Here is a 15,858-nt window from a genome sequence, read left to right as displayed (position 1 = left end):
TGACTTTTGGCACGCTGTTGAGTTCTCAAGGAACGGACACTTCCTTCGGACCGCCTTCCAGCGGGCCCTCCGGGCGCTTCGTTCTTTCGTGTTTCCAGCTTACCAGATGTTTTCCGCTCCGTTTACCGGTGCTTCGTTCATCCGATTTGCTTTCCTTCGGCCTTTCGGCGCTTCCGACTCTAGCAGATCGCTCTGCCGTGTCTTTCTGCGCCTGAGCTCCTCAGGAGGCTTTGTCGAATTATCGGTCCGGGGACCTCTTCGACGTCTCGAACTCTAGCCGAACCGCGCTTCACAAAGCGAATCCGACCGCAACCGACTTAAACCCGCACAGCAATTCGAGCGGAGGCGCGCCGAAGCACGACTCAGCCGAGAAGAGAGGTGGTGATCAAGAGGATTGGCCGCCCCGGGACCGTCCGCGCGATTGCGTGTCCGGTGCTCCCTGCCGAGCGACCAGGTAACACTACCCGCCCTCGGCGGCAGGGGCAAACGCCCAGGCCGGCCCGGTTCGGGGTGGTGTTCCTCGCCCGAGGCCGCTCCTTGGAACACGAGGGCCCCGCCCGGTGGCCGGATGTGACAGATCGCCGTCATTGCGGTCATCCAGGCGCTGCCCTGACGATGAATGCATGCCCACTCCACACCGTGTCGTCATCGCGGTCTTCCCCGACGTCGACCTGCTCGACGTCACCGGCCCGGCCGAGGTTTTCGCCCTGGCCAACCGGGAGACCGACGGCCGGGCGGGCTACGAGGTCCGCCTGGCCGGCCCCGAGGCCGGCCCGGTCGTCACGTCGGCCGGGGTGCGCCTGCTGGCGGACCTCTCCTTCGCCGAGGTGGGTGCCGCAGTGGACACACTGCTGGTGCCCGGCGCGGTGGACCTGCACCCGGACGGCCCGGTGGCCCGCGTCGACGACACCGTCGTGGAATGGGTGAAGGCGACGGCTCCGCACGCACGGCGGATCGCCTCGGTGTGCGTGGGAGCGCACCTGCTCGCGGCCGCCGGGCTGCTGGACGGTCGGCGGGCGACCACCCACTGGTCGACCGCGGCCCAACTCGCGGCCGAACACCCGCAGGTGAGGGTCGATGCCGACCCGATCTTCGTCCGCTCGGGCCGGGTGTGGACCGGCGCGGGCATCAGCACCTGCATGGATCTGGCGCTCGCCCTGGTCGCCGAGGACCACGGCGAGGACCTGGCCCTGGCCGTGGCCCGACAGCTGGTGATGTACCTGCGGCGGCAGGGCGGCCAGAGCCAGTTCAGCGTGCCGCTGAGCCGGCCCGCCCCGGCCCGCAGGGACATCGACGAGTTGCGCGTGTTCATCAACGAGCACCTCGACGAGGACCTGTCGGCATCCGTACTGGCCGGGCGGATGTGCCTGAGCGAGCGCCATTTCGCCCGGGTCTTCCGCCAGGAGACCGGCACCAGCCCGGCCGCCTATGTGGAGGCGGCCCGGGTCGAGGCGGCACGCCGCCTGCTGGAGACCACCGACCAGCCACTGGAGCAGATCGCGGCAGCCACCGGGGTGGGCTCGGTGGAGACCCTGCATCGCGCCTTCCGCAAGCAGATCAACACCACCCCGGCCTCCTACCGCCGCCGCTTCCGCACCACGTCCTGACCGACCCGGTCCCCTGAGCAACCCGGTCCCCCGACCGACCCGATTTCCCGCCCCCGAGGGCGAGCCGTCGCCGTCGCGGCCTCGCCATGCCCGTTTCCCGGGGCCCGGCTCCCGATATCCGTCTCCTGACCCATCCGTCTACTTATCTCTCTCCTCCCGTATATCCGCCTCCCGACCGAATCCGTCTCCTGCCCGAAAGGACACCTCTCACCCATGTCTGCCTCCACGCCCCTGCGTGACGTCATCGGCCTCGACAGCACGCTGCCCCGCCTCGGCGAGAGCACCCTGGTCATGATCGACTTCCAGAACACCTACCGCCGCGGCGTCATGGCCCTCGAAGGCGTCGAGCCCGCCCTGGCCGCCGGGGCCCGCCTGCTCGCCGCCGCCCGCTCGGCCGGCGCCCGGGTCGTCCACATCGTCAACGACGGCGGCGAGGGCACCCCCTACGACATCCGGGCCGAGATCGGGGCGATCAGCCCCGAGGTCGCGCCGATCGACGGCGAACCGGTGGTCGTCAAGCAGTTCCCCGACGCCTTCCACCGCACCGACCTGGAGAAGACGCTGCGCGACCTGGGCGCCGGGCTCGATCTGGTGCTGGCCGGGTTCATGACCCACATGTGCGTCACCTTCACCGCCCAGGGGGCCTTCCACCTCGGCTACCGGCCCACCGTCGTCGCCGAGGCGACCGCCACCCGGTCCCTGACCGCGCCCGACGGCGGCCTCGTGCCGGCCGCCGACCTGCAGCGGGCGAGCCTGACCACCATCACCGATCTCTTCGGCGTCGTGGTCCCCACGGTCGACCACCTCGCCGTCTGACCCCGGCCGCCGGTGGTGGCGGCCGACCGGCCGTCGCCACCGGCGGCCCGTCCCGGGCCCTGGACGCCGGGTCCGGTGGACGTGCCCGGGCGCCGCTTCGGCGGACCTCCCGGCCGGCTCCCGCTCAGACGCCCGGGTCCGGCGGCCCGAGCGGGAGGCGCACCGAGAACACCGCTCCCCCGCCCGGGGCGCCGGCCACGCCGACGCTGCCGCCGTGGATCTCCGCGAGCTTGCGGACGATGGCGAGGCCGAGACCGCTGCCGCCGGTCTGCCGGTTGCGGGACTTCTCGGCCCGCCAGAAGCGCTCGAACACCAACGGCAGGTCCGCCTCGGCGATGCCGCTGCCGGTGTCGGCGACCTCGATGAGCAGGCTGCCCGCCTCGGTGCGGGCCCGCAGGGTGACCGTGCCGCCGGCCGGGGTGTGCCGGACGGCATTGGCGACCAGGTTGCCCACGGCCTGGCGCAGGCGCACCGGGTCGGCGAAGACCTCGGGGCAGTCCGCCCCGGCCGCTTCGACGACCAGGGTCACGCCGGACGCCTGCGCCTGGGCCCCGTGCGCGGTGGCGACCTGGCCGAGCAGGTCCTCGGCGTCCACGGGTTCGCGGTGCAGGGCCAGCTCGCCGGCGTCGGCGGCGGCGAGGTCCCGCAGGTCGTCGATGAGGTGCTGGAGCAGCAGGGCCTCCTCCAGCAGTGAGCCCGTCAGCGCCCGGTCGGCGACCGCGACGCCGTCCTCGACCGCCTCCAGCCAGCCCCTGATGTTGCTGAGCGGGGTGCGCAGCTCGTGCGCGATGTCGCCCACCATCGCCTTGCGCAGTTCCTCCAGGTGCCCGCGCCGCTCCGCCATGGCGTTGAAGGCGGCGGCCAGTCCGGCGATCTCGTTGCGGCCGGTCACGTCGACCCGGGCCGAGAGGTCCCCGTCGGCCATCCTCCGGGCGGCGTGGGTGAGCGCGTGCAGCGGCCGGGAGAGCCGGCGGCCGACCGCCGCGGTGACGGCCACGGTGAGGACCAGCACCAGGGCGGCGACCTCGGTGACGCGGCCGCGGTGGGTGGCGGTCAGAGCGGGCGCCGTGTCCCGGGCGCCGCCGGGAGCTCCGACGAACAGCAGCACCGGGGGCGCCACGTACTGGACGAGCTGTTGCCGACGGGCGTTGGCGAGGCAGGCGGAGATCACCTGCTCCTGCTGCGGGTCGCGCGACGGGGCCCGCTGCAGGCCGAGCGGCAGCGTGACCGGGCCGATCTGCTGGCGTTCGAGGCAGGCGTTGACGAGCCCGGTGAGGTCGGCGAGCGCCGCGCTCTCGGTGCGGGTCGGAGCCGTCAGCACCACGGGGGACGTGCAGCGCACGTCGGGCGCGCGGTCGTCGGCGGTCCGCAGGTGCGGTCGCCCGGCGTGGTCGTCGACGACGGTCGCCTCGGTCCCGAGCACCGACCGCAGGCAGTCGGCCTGCTTCAGCAGGGCCTCCTCCAGGGTCGCGCGCTCGGCGGGCGTCAGCCGGAACGGGCCCACGGCGCGGGCGTCGATCCGGTCGCCGGGAGCGTCGGGCAGCATCGCGACGTCGACCGAGAGCGGGTCGACGGTGGTGGTGGGTGTGCGGGGCAGTGCGGTCCGGTCGGCGGCGGCGTCCCGGGAGTCGCCGGTGGGCGTCGCACCGGACCCGACGGGCCCCGGCGGCGCGGCAGGCCCGGCGGCCCGGTCCGGGGCGGACCCGGAGTCGATGACCGGTTCGAACCGCGACGTGGCCAGCACGATGCGCTGCCCGGTGTCGGCCGCGAGCCGCCGTACGGTCGCCTGCGCACCGGACCAGTCCGGGTGCGTCGCGGCGTAGCCGAGAAGTTCGTCGTAGATCCGGGTGTGGTCGGCGAGGGCCTGGGTCTGCTCCTGCTTGATCGCGCCCGTGGTGGTGCGGGCGGCCAGCCAGGCCGTCGCGGCGATCGAGCAGAGGGAGACCAGGGCGGAGAGGGCGAGCAGTCGGACCAGCAGGCTACGGCGCAGCGGGGTGTCACGACGCACCGCGCGGCCCCTCCGCGAGCTTGTAGCCGATGCCGTACACCGTCAGGAGACTGGCGGGGCGGCGCGGATGCGGTTCGATCTTGCGGCGCAGGTTCATCACGTGGGTGTCGACGGTGCGGTTGGTGATGTACCGGTCGATGCCGTGCAGGTGCTCCAGCAGCTGGGCCCGGGTGAAGACCCGGCCCGGCTGGGCGGCCAGCACCTCCAGCAGCCGGAACTCGGCGGGCGTGCAGCTGACGGGCCGTCCGTCCGCGGTGACCTCGTGGCGCAGGGGGTCGACGGTGAGGGAGCCGACGGTGAGGGGCCGGGCGACCGGCGCGGCCGGTCCGGGGGCCTCCGGGGGGAGCACCCGGGCGCCGCGGCGCAGCAGGGCGCGGACCCGGGCGACGAGCTCCCGGGGGCTGTAGGGCTTGGTGAGGTAGTCGTCGGCGCCGAGGTCGAGGCCGAGCAGGAGGTCCTCCTCGGTGGTGCGGGCGGTCAGCATCAGCACCGGGAGGGCGGACTCCGCGCGCAGGGCGCGGCAGACGTCGAGCCCGTCCATGACGGGCATCATCACGTCGAGGACCAGCAGTTCGGCCGGGCCCCTGCGGGCCTGTTCCAGCGCGGCCCGGCCGTCGTGGACGACGACGACGCGGTGCCCCTCCCGCTCCAGGTACAGGCGGACCAGGTCGGCCTGCTTGGGATCGTCCTCGGCGACCACGACATGTGCGCACATGCGCTCGATCGTAGAACGCGCCCGGAGGGCGTTCCCCCTGGTGGGCCGGTCGGCGGCGACGGCGGACGGGATCCGTACCGCTTCCCGACAACTTCCTGACACCGGCGGACCAGTGTGGCGGTGTCAGCCGGGGCGCGTGCCCCGGTCCCCCGTCGGAAGGTCCCCGTCGATGCCCTCCTCCCGCCTGCTGTCCTTCACCGCCCACGTGGTCGGGGCGGTTCTGCTGCTGTCCACCGTGCCCGCCGCCGCGGCGACGGCCGGGACCGTCACGGGGGCCCGGACCCCCGCCGCGCCGACCGTGTCGGAGGAGGACGTGATGCCGCACCTGCGGGCCCTGCAGCGGATCGCCGACCGCAACGGCGGCAACCGCGCACACGGCACCCGCGGGTACGCGGAGTCGGTGGCCTACATGCGGCACGCGCTGAACCGGGCCGGCTTCCACACCGAGCTGCGCCGCTTCTCCTTCGGCGGCGCGGAGGGCTACAACCTGATCGCCGACTGGCCGGGCGGCGACCCGAACCACGTACTGCTCTCCGGCGCGCACCTGGACAGCGTCGCGGCGGGCCCGGGGATCAACGACAACGGCTCGGGCGCCGCCGCCGTCCTGACCACCGCCCTCCGGGTGGCCGAGGCCCGCCTGAAGCCCGCCCGGCACCTGCGCTTCGCGTGGTGGGGGGCGGAGGAGCAGGGGCTGGTCGGTTCGGCCGACTACGTCAACGGCCTCTCCCCCGCCGACCGGAAGGCGATCGACGTCTATCTCAACCTCGACCAGGCCGGCAGCAGGAACACCCGGCAGTGGCTCGTGGTCCACGACGACCAGCACGGTGAGACCACGGCGCAGCAGGCGTTCGAGGCCTGGTTCGCCGCCCGGGGCCTGGCCACCTTCGACATCGGCGTCGGCGGCTCGGACCACGAGTCCTTCGGGAAGGCCGGCATCCCGTCGTCCGGCTTCAGCACCGGCATCTCGGACTGCATCCACCAGGCGTGCGACGACCTCGCCAACGTCGACCCGGCGACGGAGGCGACCAGCACCAACGCCCTGATCGGCGTGGTGTGGCAGCTCGCCGCCACCGCCCCCGCCGCCCGCGGCTGAGCACCCGACCACCGCCGACCACCCGACCCACCAGGAGACAGAGATGCGCGGACTACCGCACCGCCGCCGCCCGACCACCACCGTGCCGGCCGTCGCCGCCGCCGTCCTCGGCGTCGCCCTGACGGCCGTTCCCGCCTCGGCCGCGGGCGGCATCGGGGACCCGTACTTCCCCGAGGACGGCAACGCCGGGTACGACGTGGCGCACTACGACGTCCGGATCGCGTACGACCCGGCCCGCGCCGACCACCTGGACGGCGACACGACCGTCACCGCCCGTGCCGTCCGGTCCCTGGACCGCTTCTCGCTGGACCTGAAGGGCTTCGAGGTCTCCGCCGTCACCGTGAACGGCACACCGGCGAAGTCGTTCACGCGCTCCGGCTCGCACAAGCTGGACGTCGAACCCGCCCGCCGGGTGGCCAGGGGCAGCGCCTTCGACGTCCGGGTGACGTACGCCGGCCGGCCCGACCCCGAGGGCTGGCGCCCCCTGACGGGCGGCGGCGCGCACGCGGCGGGCGAGCCGCACTCCGCGACCTCCTGGTACCCGTCCAACGACCACCCCTCCGACAAGGCCACCTTCGCCCTCACCGCGACCGTCCCGGACGGCTGGACGGCCGTCGGCAACGGCCTGCCCGGGCCGACCACCCGTGAGAACGGCAGGACGACGTTCCGCTGGCACGAGGACCGGCCGATGGTGACCTACGCCAGTACGGTCGCCATCGACCGGTTCACCGTCCACCGGTCGGAGCTGCCCGACGGCACGCCGGTCATCACGGCGTACAGCCCGGACGTGGAGATCGACCCGGCGGCGGAGACCGAGCAGCTGAGGATCCTCTCCTTCCTGACCTCGACGTTCGGCCCGTACCCGTTCTCCTCGGCCGGCGCCGTCGTCGTCGGCTGGCCACCGGAGCCCGGCCGCCGCGCGCTCTCCCTGGAGACGCAGAGCCGACCCACCATCACCGGCGGCCTCTACGACTCCGCGCTGGTCCACGAGGTCGCCCACCAGTGGTTCGGCGACAGCGTGTCGTTCACCGACTGGCGCGACGGCTGCATCGCCGAGTGTTTCGCCCAGTACGCCAACCAGCTGTGGGAGGAGCACAAGGGCAGTGACATCGACGCCGTCTACGCCGGCCTGGTGAAGGAGAACAGGGACAAGCCGTCGTACTGGTCCACGAAGCTCTACGACCCCGGTCAGGGCAAGGAACTCGACTCCGCCCTCTACTACAAGGGCTCCCTGATGCTCCACGCGCTGCGGCGGACCGTCGGCGACACCGCCTTCTTCGACACGCTCCGGCGCTGGACCCGCGACCACGCCCACGGCAACGCCTCGTTCCCGCAGTTCGAGGCCCTGGCGGCGAGGGTGTCGGGCAAGGACCTCAAGGGCTTCTTCGGCGCCTGGGCCCACGGGACGACCATCCCCTCGCAGGAGTACCTCTACCCGGGCCGCCTGACCCCGCTCACCGACCGGTGATGCCGCGCCCCGGGGGCGGGACCCGGTGATCACCGCCGGGCGTCGTCCCCGCGACCGGTCCGGACACCCGTTCCGTCCGGCCGGCCCGGGGCGCCCGTCCCGCGCGAGGCCTTCCGGGTGCGGCCGCCGGTCGGCGCGGGCGCGGCGTCGGCGGTGGTAATGTTGGCGGGCAACATCGACGCGGGCCTATAGCTCAGACGGTTAGAGCGCTTCCCTGATAAGGAAGAGGCCACAGGTTCAAGTCCTGTTAGGCCCACCGATGGAACCCCCGGACCACGGTCCGGGGGTTCACTTGTCTCTGCCGCCCCTTCCGCGCCGCCCGTGCCGGCTCGCCCGTGCCGTCCGGGCCCGGCGCGCAGGGCGGCCCCGGACGGTGCGGGCCGCCCCGGCGCGGTGGGTCAGGAGAGCAGGCCGTCGTAGTCCGGCAGCTTGAAGGTCCGCTCGGCGTGGCCGCCACCCAGGTCGGTCCAGTTGTTGCCGACGCTGGCGATGATCGTGTAGCCCTCGTTCTCGACCTCGATCCGCTCGTCCGTCTTGTACCGCTGGACCGGCTTGAAGAGATCGCACAGGTCACGCCCGTGCAGCTCGTCCACGGTGTAGCCGGCCTCGGTCAGGCTGTGCCGGGTGATCGCGTCGATGAAGTCCACTCGCGCGGTGACGAAGATGATCGCGACGCCCCGGGCGTGGGCGTACTGCGCCAGCTCCACCACCGGTGCGATGCCCGACATCGCGAACGGGTGGAAGTGCGTCGCGAGCGTCGTGTTGTCGATGTCGAACACGATCGCGGGCTTCTCGTTCGTCGGCTCGGCCGTGCGCTGCTCGACGTACGCGCGGGCCGGCGCGATCGCGGCGCTCACGTCGGCCAGCCACTGGGCCTCGGTCACCGTGCCGCTGCTCGCGGCGGCGGCCGGCGCCTGCACCGGGGCGGCCGGGACCGTCGGGGCCTTGGGAGCGGCGACCGCGGGGGTGGCGAGACCGGCGGTGATCGCGGCCGTCAGGGCCGCTGCGGCGACGAGCCGTGCCTTGATGCTCATATCGGGAACGTGGCCTTTCGTCTGGTGGATCGTCGGTCGGGGTGGCAGTGGGGGCGACCGTCGGCACGCGTCGCGACCGCGGGAGAAGGGTGTCAAGGGCATGCCAGGCCGCATGCCGACAGGGCCCCGCGGAAGGAACCCGGGCGGCGTCCGACCGGGACGGCGGAGGGCGGGGCACCCCGCCGGTCGGACCCGGTACCCGCAGGGGGCGTCAGGCGCGATCCACCGGACGCCCCCTAAAACTAGAGCCAGTAGTTTTACCTGGGCGAGAACGTACACTAGTCAACGGCGCGAGCCAATACCCGGGGGTAACAAACAGCTGGCGAGAGGACGAACAGCAATGGGCAGGCCGCCGCGGCCGCTGCTGACCCGGGACGGGATCATGCGAGCCGCCCTCGCCCTGATCGACGAGGAGGGCGCCGACGCGCTCTCCACCACCCGCATCGCGGCCCGGCTCGGCGTCAAGGGACCGTCGCTCTACAACTACGTCTCCAGTCGCGACGAGATCGTCGCCGGCATCGGCGACCTCATCGTCGCCGAGATGGACCTCGACCCGGCCGTCCGGCCGTGGACCGCCGCCCTGGACGCCTGGGCCCGCTCGTACCGCGCCGCCCTCGCCCGCCATCCGCACACGGTCCCGCTGCTGGCCTCCCGGCCGACCCGGTCCGCCGCCGCCCTGCGGGGGTACGCGTGCGCGTTCGCCGTACTGCGGGCGGCCGGCTGGCCGGAGGAGCACGTGCTCCCGGTCGTGCAGTCCCTGGAGTACCTCCTGATCGGATCGGCCCTCCACCTCGGCCGCCCGGCCGATGCGGGCTGGACGGCCGAGACCCTCCCGCCCGGGCTCGAACCCCTGCTCAACGCCCCGGACGACTTCCGCGAGCGGGCCTTCGAGACCGGCCTCGCCGCACTGATCCGCAGCTTCGAGGAGACCCTCGACGGCCTTCGGGCCACCCACGACGGCTGACGGCCCCGGCCACCGGCGGCCCCGGCCGGTGGGTGCCGCGGCCCGGGACGCAGCGTGATCGGCACTCCGGACGCAGCGCGATCCACACCGCGACGCAGCGTGATCGGCGCCCCGGCCGGCGGGCCCGTCGTACCGCGCCGTCGAGGGGCGACCGCCACCGGCCCGTCCCGGCCGGGAGCCGCGGCGGCAGCGCCGAGCCGGGCGCCCGGCCGATCACCGGCGACGCGCCGGGAGCCCAGGCGAACGAACCGGGCCGGACCGGGCCGGCGCACCTTCGGACATGCACGTCCGCGGGCCAGGTGGCAGCGTGTGAGGAAAGACTCGGTTGTGCGGGGACGGCCCGGATGCAGGGAGAGCCCAGCCAGTGCGGCGAGAGACCAGCCAGGGCCTCGGCGGCGAGGACACGGGCGAAGCGGCGCAGCGCCGGTCGCCCTGGCGTCGGCTGCCCTCCTGGCTGCGGGTGCGCAGTGTCGCCGGGCAGGTGTTCCTGTGGATGCTGATCGTGGTGGTGCTGCTGATCGGCGCCGCGCTGACGGCGCTCATCCTCCAGGCGCACAACAACAGCACGAGTGCGGCCGCGCAGCGCACGCGGGCCGCGGCGGTCACCCTGGCGCAGGTCCCCATGGTGGTGACCGCCCTGGACAGCGCCGACCCGTCGGCCACGCTGCAGCCGCTGGCCGAGGACGTCAGGAAGATCGGCGGCTTCGACTACGTCGTGATCTTCAGCCCCGAGGGGATCGCCTACACGGCGCCCGACCCCGAGGAGATCGGGACCCACGTCGTCGGCGCGTACGGGGCGGCGTTCCATGGGCCGTTCACCAGCAGCTTCGCCACCCCCGTCGGACGGGTCGTGGACACCACCGCGCCGGCCACCAGGCCGGACGGTTCGGTCGCTGGGCTGGTGTCGGTGGGCTACACCGTCGCGCACACCAGCGGCGCGGTGAGCCGCCAGCTGCCGGTCCTGCTCGGCGGGGCGGCCGCCGCGCTCGCCGCGGGCACGGCCGGGGCGGTGCTGGCGCGACGGCGGTTGCGCCGCCAGACGCACGGCCTGGGCCCGTCCGAGATGACGCGGATGTACGAGCACCACGACGCGGTGCTGCACGCGGTCCGCGAGGGTGTGCTGATCGTCGACGCGGACGCCCGGGTGCTGCTGGCGAACGACGAGGCCCGGCGGCTGCTGGAGCTGCCGCCCGAGGTGGAGGGGCGGCCGGTCACCGAGCTGGGGCTGGACCCCGGCCTGACCGAGCTGCTGGCGTCCGGGCGGGCCGCCACCGACGAGGTGCACCAGGCCAAGGACCGGCTGCTCGCCGTCAACAGCCGTCCGACCGCGCCGTTCGGCGCGGGGCCCGGCAGCGTCGTGACCATCCGGGACACCACCGAGCTGCAGGCGCTGGCCGGGCAGGCCGAGGCGGACCGGACCAGGCTGCAACTGCTCTACGACGCCGGGCTGTGGGTCGGCACCACCCTGGACATCGTGCGGACCGCGCAGGAGCTGGCCGACGTGGCGGTCCCCCGGTTCGCGGACTTCGCCACGGTCGAGCTGGCCGACCCGGTGCTGCTCGGTGACGAACCGCTCCCCGGCGCCGGCACCGCGTCGGGCCCGCCGATCCGCCGCACGGCCGTCAGCGGCATCCGGGACGACCAGCCCCTCTACCCCGTGGGCGCGCAGATCAGCCTTCCCCCCGGCACACCGGAGGGCGCCGCCCTGGAGAGCGGGCGCGCCACGCTCGCCGCCGACCTGAGCCGGGAGCCCGACTGGCGGGCGCGCGACCCGGAGTCCGCCGACCGGATGCTCGCGTACGGGATCCACTCGCTGATCTCCGCGCCGCTGCAGGCACGCGGCCTGATCCTGGGCATGGTCAACTTCTGGCGCGCGGGGGAGTCCGAGCCGTTCGGACCGGAGGACGTCTCCTTCGCCGAGGAGCTGGTCGCCCGCGCGGCGGTCACCGTCGACAACGCCCGCCGCTACACCCGCGAGCACCGGATGGCCGAGACGCTCCAGCGCAGCCTGCTGCCCCGCGGCCTGCCCCAGCAGGGCGCCCTGGACGTCGCCTACCGCTACCTGCCGGCGCAGCAGGGAGTGGGCGGGGACTGGTTCGACGTCATCCCGCTGGCCGGCTTCCGCGTGGCACTCGTGGTCGGCGACGTCGTCGGCCACGGCCTGCACGCCGCCGCCACGATGGGCCGGCTGCGCACCGCCGTGCTCAACTTCTCCGCCCTCGACCTGCCCCCGGACGAGCTGATCGCCCGCCTCGACGACCTGGTCGCCCGACTCGACCAGGGCGAGGCCGCCGTCGAAGGCGACACCGAGGACGAAGGAGCGGCCGTCACGGGCGCCACCTGCCTGTACGCGATCTACGACCCGGTCTCCGGACACTGCACCATGGCCCGGGCCGGCCACCCACCGCCCGCACTGGTGCACACCGACGGCACCGTGGAACTCGTCGACCTGCCCGCCGGCCCGCCCCTCGGCGTGGGCGGCCTGCCCTTCGAGACCACCGAACTCCAGCTGGCCCCCGGCACCACGCTGGTCCTCTACACCGACGGGCTGGTCGAGACCCGCGACCGCGACCTGGACCACGGGCTCGCCGCACTGCGCGCCGCACTGACCGCCCCCCGGGCCGGCCGATCCCCCGAGGAGACCTGCGGAGCGGTCTTCGACGCGCTGGTCCCGCCACGCCCGGGCGACGACATCGCGCTCCTCGTCGCCCGCACCCACCTGTTCGAGCCCGACCAGGTCGCCACCTGGGACGTACCCGACGACTTCGCCGCCGTCTCCCGCACCCGCGCCGAGTGCGCCGACCAGCTGACCGCGTGGGGCCTGGAGGACCTCACCTTCACCACCGAGCTGATCCTCAGCGAACTGATCACCAACGCCATCCGCTACGGCACCCAGCCGGTCCGGGTCCGCATGCTGCGCGACACCAGCCTGGTCTGCGAGGTCTCCGACGGCAGCAGCACCGCCCCGCACCTGCGCTACGCCGCCACCACGGACGAGGGCGGCCGGGGCCTGTTCCTGGTCGCCCAGATGGCCGAGCGCTGGGGCACCAGGTACACGGCCCGGGGCAAGGTCATCTGGTCCGAACAGGCCCTGATCGCCCCCGCGGTCCAGTTCGAGGCGATGCTGCTGTAGCCCGCCCCACGAGCACCCCCGCGCTGCCGCCCGGCGCCGCCGGCCCGGCCGGCCGGCCGCCGTCGACCGCACCGCGGCCCTCGCCTCTCCGCCACCACAAGCAATCCGCAGACCCCGGCTCACGCACCGCCAGGCTCGAGATCCCCGGATCCAAGCCCTGCGCGGGCAATGTCCCCGAGTCGCTGCGCGGCCCGGGCCAGCCGAGTCGCCTCGCGCTCCATATCGACCAGCGAGCGGAACGCGGTGCCGTAACGGCGCTGGACGGAGAGTTCACGCTGGGGAATGCGAGCGCCCCTGGCGTCGAGGCAGCGGGGCCGCTGCTGGTCACGGTTCGGAGCCGGCCCCGGGTGGGCATGCGCGGGCGGGGCGGTCGCCGTACTGACCGGTGGCGTCGAGGGCGTCTCGCAGGGCGGGCAGGTCCGTGATGGCGGCCTGCTCGGCAAAACGTGCCAGCAGCCGGCGCAGGACCCGCTCGTCCCGGTCTCGCACCGCCTCGGCGATGGCCGCGGCCAGCGACGCCTGGGTATGGGGGTCGGGGGTACGCGCCGCCGCGCGGCCTGGCCCTTCCACCGCTCGCCTCCCTTTCACTCGTGGTCCTGGCCGCCGGACGCGGCGCCCTCCGTCCTGGTGCGGCTGCGGCGACCGGCCGCTCCACCGCATGCGGGGCGCAGACTACCTCCCCGACCGGCATCGAAAAATCTGTGCCCGCCGGAGTAGACATTGCCGCGCACCGTGGTTAGTGTTTCTCTCGTAGACAGCAGTCGAGCGGTACCCGCCAGACACGAACTGGCGGGCAGCAGTACAGAAGTGCGCAGGTCGGCACGGTTGCAGGGTCCTGAAGCCAGGGTTGGTGCAGTGAGGCGACAGGACCGGCGGCCGGGCCGGGCGGCCCGCAGGTATCAGGGGCCGCCATCGAGCGGTACCGCGGTTCAGCAGGAGCGGTGCCCGTAGGTGAAGTTCAGTTGAGTGGTACCGGCAGTCGCAGTACGCGGTATCCCGGTGAAGGCGCCCAGACTGCGGGCGCGCGTGCCGGGAGTCCGGCAGTGGGGTTCCAAGCCGAGCAGGTTGAGCAGGACGGGCGACGGGGCTGGCTGCCGGAGTCGGCGGGACCGCCAGGGACCGCCACAGCAGTACCGGGTAGTTGGCACGACCAAGCAGTTCGCAGTACCGCAGTACCGGTACGAGCAGTACCGAGCAGGTCGCATGACCAGGCAGTTGGACGTACCCGCAGTTCGCAGTAACCAGCCAGTACAGAGGATGAATGGAGGGACAGCGCGCCATCAGGATCGCCCGGCCCGTGAGGAATCAGCCCGGGCGGACTCCGTAGACCCCAAGGCAAGGACGGTGGTTTCCGGTCACGCATACGCGATCCCCGCACACCCCCTCCCCCGGGGCTGTGCGGACACAAGGAACCCGGCCCCAGAGCCGGTAGATGGTGTAAAACCCTTCGGGGCCCCGGGAGCCGCTATGGCCCCGGGGCCCCTCAGCGCGTCTCCGGACACAACAACAAGAAGAGGTGCAGTGACCACGGCAACCATTCGACCGCACACCCCCGACTCCCTCGACGACGACGACTACCCCGCCTACACCATGGGCCGCGCCGCCGAGATGACCGGCACCACCCCCGGCTTCCTACGCGCCCTCGGCGACCAGGGCCTCATCACACCCCTGCGCTCCGAGGGCGGACACCGCCGCTTCTCCCGCTACCAACTACGGATCGCCATGCGCGCCCGCGACCTCGTCGACCAGGGCACCCCCATCGACGCCGCCTGCCGCATCATCATCCTCGAAGACCAGCTCGAAGAGGCCCTGCGCATCAACGAACAGCTCCGCCGCGACGCCGGACAGGAACCCGCAGCCGACACCTGACCCACCCACCAGGCCGACGAGACCGGCCCGCGGTGAGCGACACCGTGCTCACCGCAGGCCGCCCCGGACACGAGCACCCCAGCCCTTCGACCGCCGGCACCGTCCGATACGACGGCTCATCGCCCTCGCCCCGTCGGAGTGCAAGCCCGGGGGTGTCCAGTGCCGTTCTGCCCGGGTCATGACGTGTACCCCGCCGCCAGTGCGTGGGTTCAGCACACAACGCGCGTGACGCGACCCCCGGACACCGCCCCGGTGGTGTGACCCTCGCAGCGGTGGGGACCCCCGGCTCGTGCAGCACCGCGCAAGGGTCGCGGGTTGCGCAACGCGGGACCGAGCCGGTGGGAAGGGGGCGTGGTGCGTGAGCCGGTGGGCGGTTTCAGAGGGTGAGCAGGCCGATGGCGTGGCCGTCGTGGTCGACGACCGGCCACACGGCCAGGCCGCGGGCGCGCATGGCGGCTGCCGCGGTGGCGGCGGGCATGTCGGGGGTGGCGAACGGGGCCCGGTCGAGGACGATGTCGCGTACCGGGGTCCGTGCGGTGGTCCGGGAGCGGGCCTGGAACGGGGCGAGGTGCCGCCGGGTCAGGAGGCCCGCGCAGCGGCCGTCGTCGTCGCGGACCAGGAGGTGGTCGGCGCCGGAGCCGTGGAGGATGTGAATCGCCACGTCGAGCATGACGTCGTCGCTGATCTGGAGCTCGGGGTGGGTCATGAGGTCGCGGACCGTGGTGGCGGCGGGGCGTTCGAGGGTGAGGGTCATGGGCGGACTCCTTGGGGTCGCTTCCGCCGGGGCCGGCGGTGGTCGGGGCGCTGACGACGGCGGGACGGCCGGCGGCGGGCGCCGGTGAGTCCGGTGGGCCCGGACCGCGGCGGCGGTCCGGGCCCATGCCTGGGTTCTAGGCGGCGAGGGCGACGCGTCGGGGTGCCCGGCGGCGGCCGGAGGAGCCCTGGCCGACGCGGCCCACGGCGGCCGTGCCGGTGTCACCGCCGGCGTAGGCGGGGCGGCTGCGGCGGTTGCGGCTCGTGGAGGTGCTGCGGCGCGGGCGCTCGACGACGGGGGCAGCGATCACGGTGGGGATGCCGGTGGGCACCCGGGCCCCGGTGATGCGGGCCAGTTCCTCGTCGCCGGCGCTGACGCGGGTGGTGACGGGGGTGAT

Annotated in this window: 12 protein-coding genes, 1 tRNA gene and 1 pseudogene; 8 read left to right on the top strand and 6 right to left on the bottom strand. The window is 73.6% G+C overall.

All coding sequences use genetic code 11. The features are described 5' to 3' along the window. The first annotated feature begins 623 nt into the window (after positions 1–623). Together ACFVYI_RS41375 and ACFVYI_RS41370 are read left to right on the top strand one after the other, a co-directional pair. On the top strand, positions 624–1,607 hold the full coding sequence (locus ACFVYI_RS41375) for a GlxA family transcriptional regulator (protein ID WP_387895090.1): 984 nt from the start codon (positions 624–626) through the stop codon (positions 1,605–1,607). 213 nt (positions 1,608–1,820) lie between these two features. Then, positions 1,821–2,423 (top strand): isochorismatase family protein, encoded by a 603-nt coding sequence (locus tag ACFVYI_RS41370; RefSeq protein WP_387895089.1) that lies wholly within the window; start codon positions 1,821–1,823, stop codon positions 2,421–2,423. A gap of 124 nt (positions 2,424–2,547) precedes the next feature. Here ACFVYI_RS41370 and ACFVYI_RS41365 read toward each other — a convergent pair whose 3' ends face one another. Continuing rightward, entirely contained in the window at positions 2,548–4,431 is a 1,884-nt protein-coding gene (locus ACFVYI_RS41365; RefSeq protein WP_387895087.1) for a sensor histidine kinase, read from the bottom strand. Beyond that, complete coding sequence (locus tag ACFVYI_RS41360) at positions 4,421–5,146, bottom strand: response regulator transcription factor (RefSeq protein WP_387895085.1); 726 nt, start codon at positions 5,144–5,146, stop codon at positions 4,421–4,423. The genes ACFVYI_RS41365 and ACFVYI_RS41360 overlap by 11 nt, the downstream gene beginning before the upstream one ends. Positions 5,147–5,315: 169 nt before the next feature. Between ACFVYI_RS41360 and ACFVYI_RS41355 the strand changes: the two genes are divergently transcribed. From ACFVYI_RS41355 to ACFVYI_RS41345, 3 genes are all read left to right on the top strand, one after another. After that, positions 5,316–6,239 (top strand): M28 family peptidase, encoded by a 924-nt coding sequence (locus ACFVYI_RS41355; protein ID WP_387895083.1) that lies wholly within the window; start codon positions 5,316–5,318, stop codon positions 6,237–6,239. Between the two features lie 43 nt (positions 6,240–6,282). Beyond that, the gene (locus tag ACFVYI_RS41350) at positions 6,283–7,707 is read left to right on the top strand and encodes a M1 family metallopeptidase (RefSeq protein WP_387895081.1); all 1,425 of its coding nucleotides are present in this window, start codon (positions 6,283–6,285) and stop codon (positions 7,705–7,707) included. Between the two features lie 182 nt (positions 7,708–7,889). After that, positions 7,890–7,963 (top strand) — tRNA-Ile (locus tag ACFVYI_RS41345). A 142-nt stretch (positions 7,964–8,105) separates the two neighbouring features. Here ACFVYI_RS41345 and ACFVYI_RS41340 read toward each other — a convergent pair. Then, complete coding sequence (locus tag ACFVYI_RS41340) at positions 8,106–8,741, bottom strand: HAD family acid phosphatase (RefSeq protein WP_387895079.1); 636 nt, start codon at positions 8,739–8,741, stop codon at positions 8,106–8,108. 340 nt (positions 8,742–9,081) lie between these two features. Between ACFVYI_RS41340 and ACFVYI_RS41335 the strand changes: the two genes are divergently transcribed. Continuing rightward, the gene (locus ACFVYI_RS41335) at positions 9,082–9,705 is read left to right on the top strand and encodes a TetR/AcrR family transcriptional regulator (RefSeq protein WP_387895077.1); all 624 of its coding nucleotides are present in this window, start codon (positions 9,082–9,084) and stop codon (positions 9,703–9,705) included. Between the two features lie 493 nt (positions 9,706–10,198). Beyond that, positions 10,199–12,838: a SpoIIE family protein phosphatase gene (locus tag ACFVYI_RS41330; RefSeq protein WP_387895094.1), complete on the top strand. Its 2,640-nt coding sequence runs from the start codon at positions 10,199–10,201 to the stop codon at positions 12,836–12,838. Between the two features lie 324 nt (positions 12,839–13,162). On the opposite strand, the gene ACFVYI_RS41325 is transcribed toward ACFVYI_RS41330, so the two are convergent. Beyond that, entirely contained in the window at positions 13,163–13,408 is a 246-nt protein-coding gene (locus tag ACFVYI_RS41325; protein WP_387895075.1) for a hypothetical protein, read from the bottom strand. Positions 13,409–14,428: 1,020 nt separating this feature from the next. Here ACFVYI_RS41325 and ACFVYI_RS41320 point away from each other — a divergent pair. Then, positions 14,429–14,707 carry a MerR family transcriptional regulator gene (locus tag ACFVYI_RS41320; protein WP_387895092.1) on the top strand — a complete coding sequence of 93 codons (279 nt, stop codon included), beginning with the start codon at positions 14,429–14,431 and terminating at the stop codon, positions 14,705–14,707. Positions 14,708–15,083: 376 nt separating this feature from the next. Here the strand turns inward: ACFVYI_RS41320 and ACFVYI_RS41315 are convergent, their stop codons facing one another. Beyond that, positions 15,084–15,461: a CBS domain-containing protein gene (locus ACFVYI_RS41315; RefSeq protein ID WP_387895073.1), complete on the bottom strand. Its 378-nt coding sequence runs from the start codon at positions 15,459–15,461 to the stop codon at positions 15,084–15,086. 136 nt (positions 15,462–15,597) lie between these two features. Next, positions 15,598–15,858, bottom strand: a pseudogene (locus tag ACFVYI_RS41310) (ATP-dependent helicase); the annotation flags it as partial.

This window comes from Kitasatospora sp. NPDC058218 (assembly GCF_042882445.1).
Taxonomy (GTDB): Bacteria; Actinomycetota; Actinomycetes; order Streptomycetales; family Streptomycetaceae; genus Kitasatospora.
This window is presented reverse-complemented; position numbering and strand designations above follow the sequence as displayed.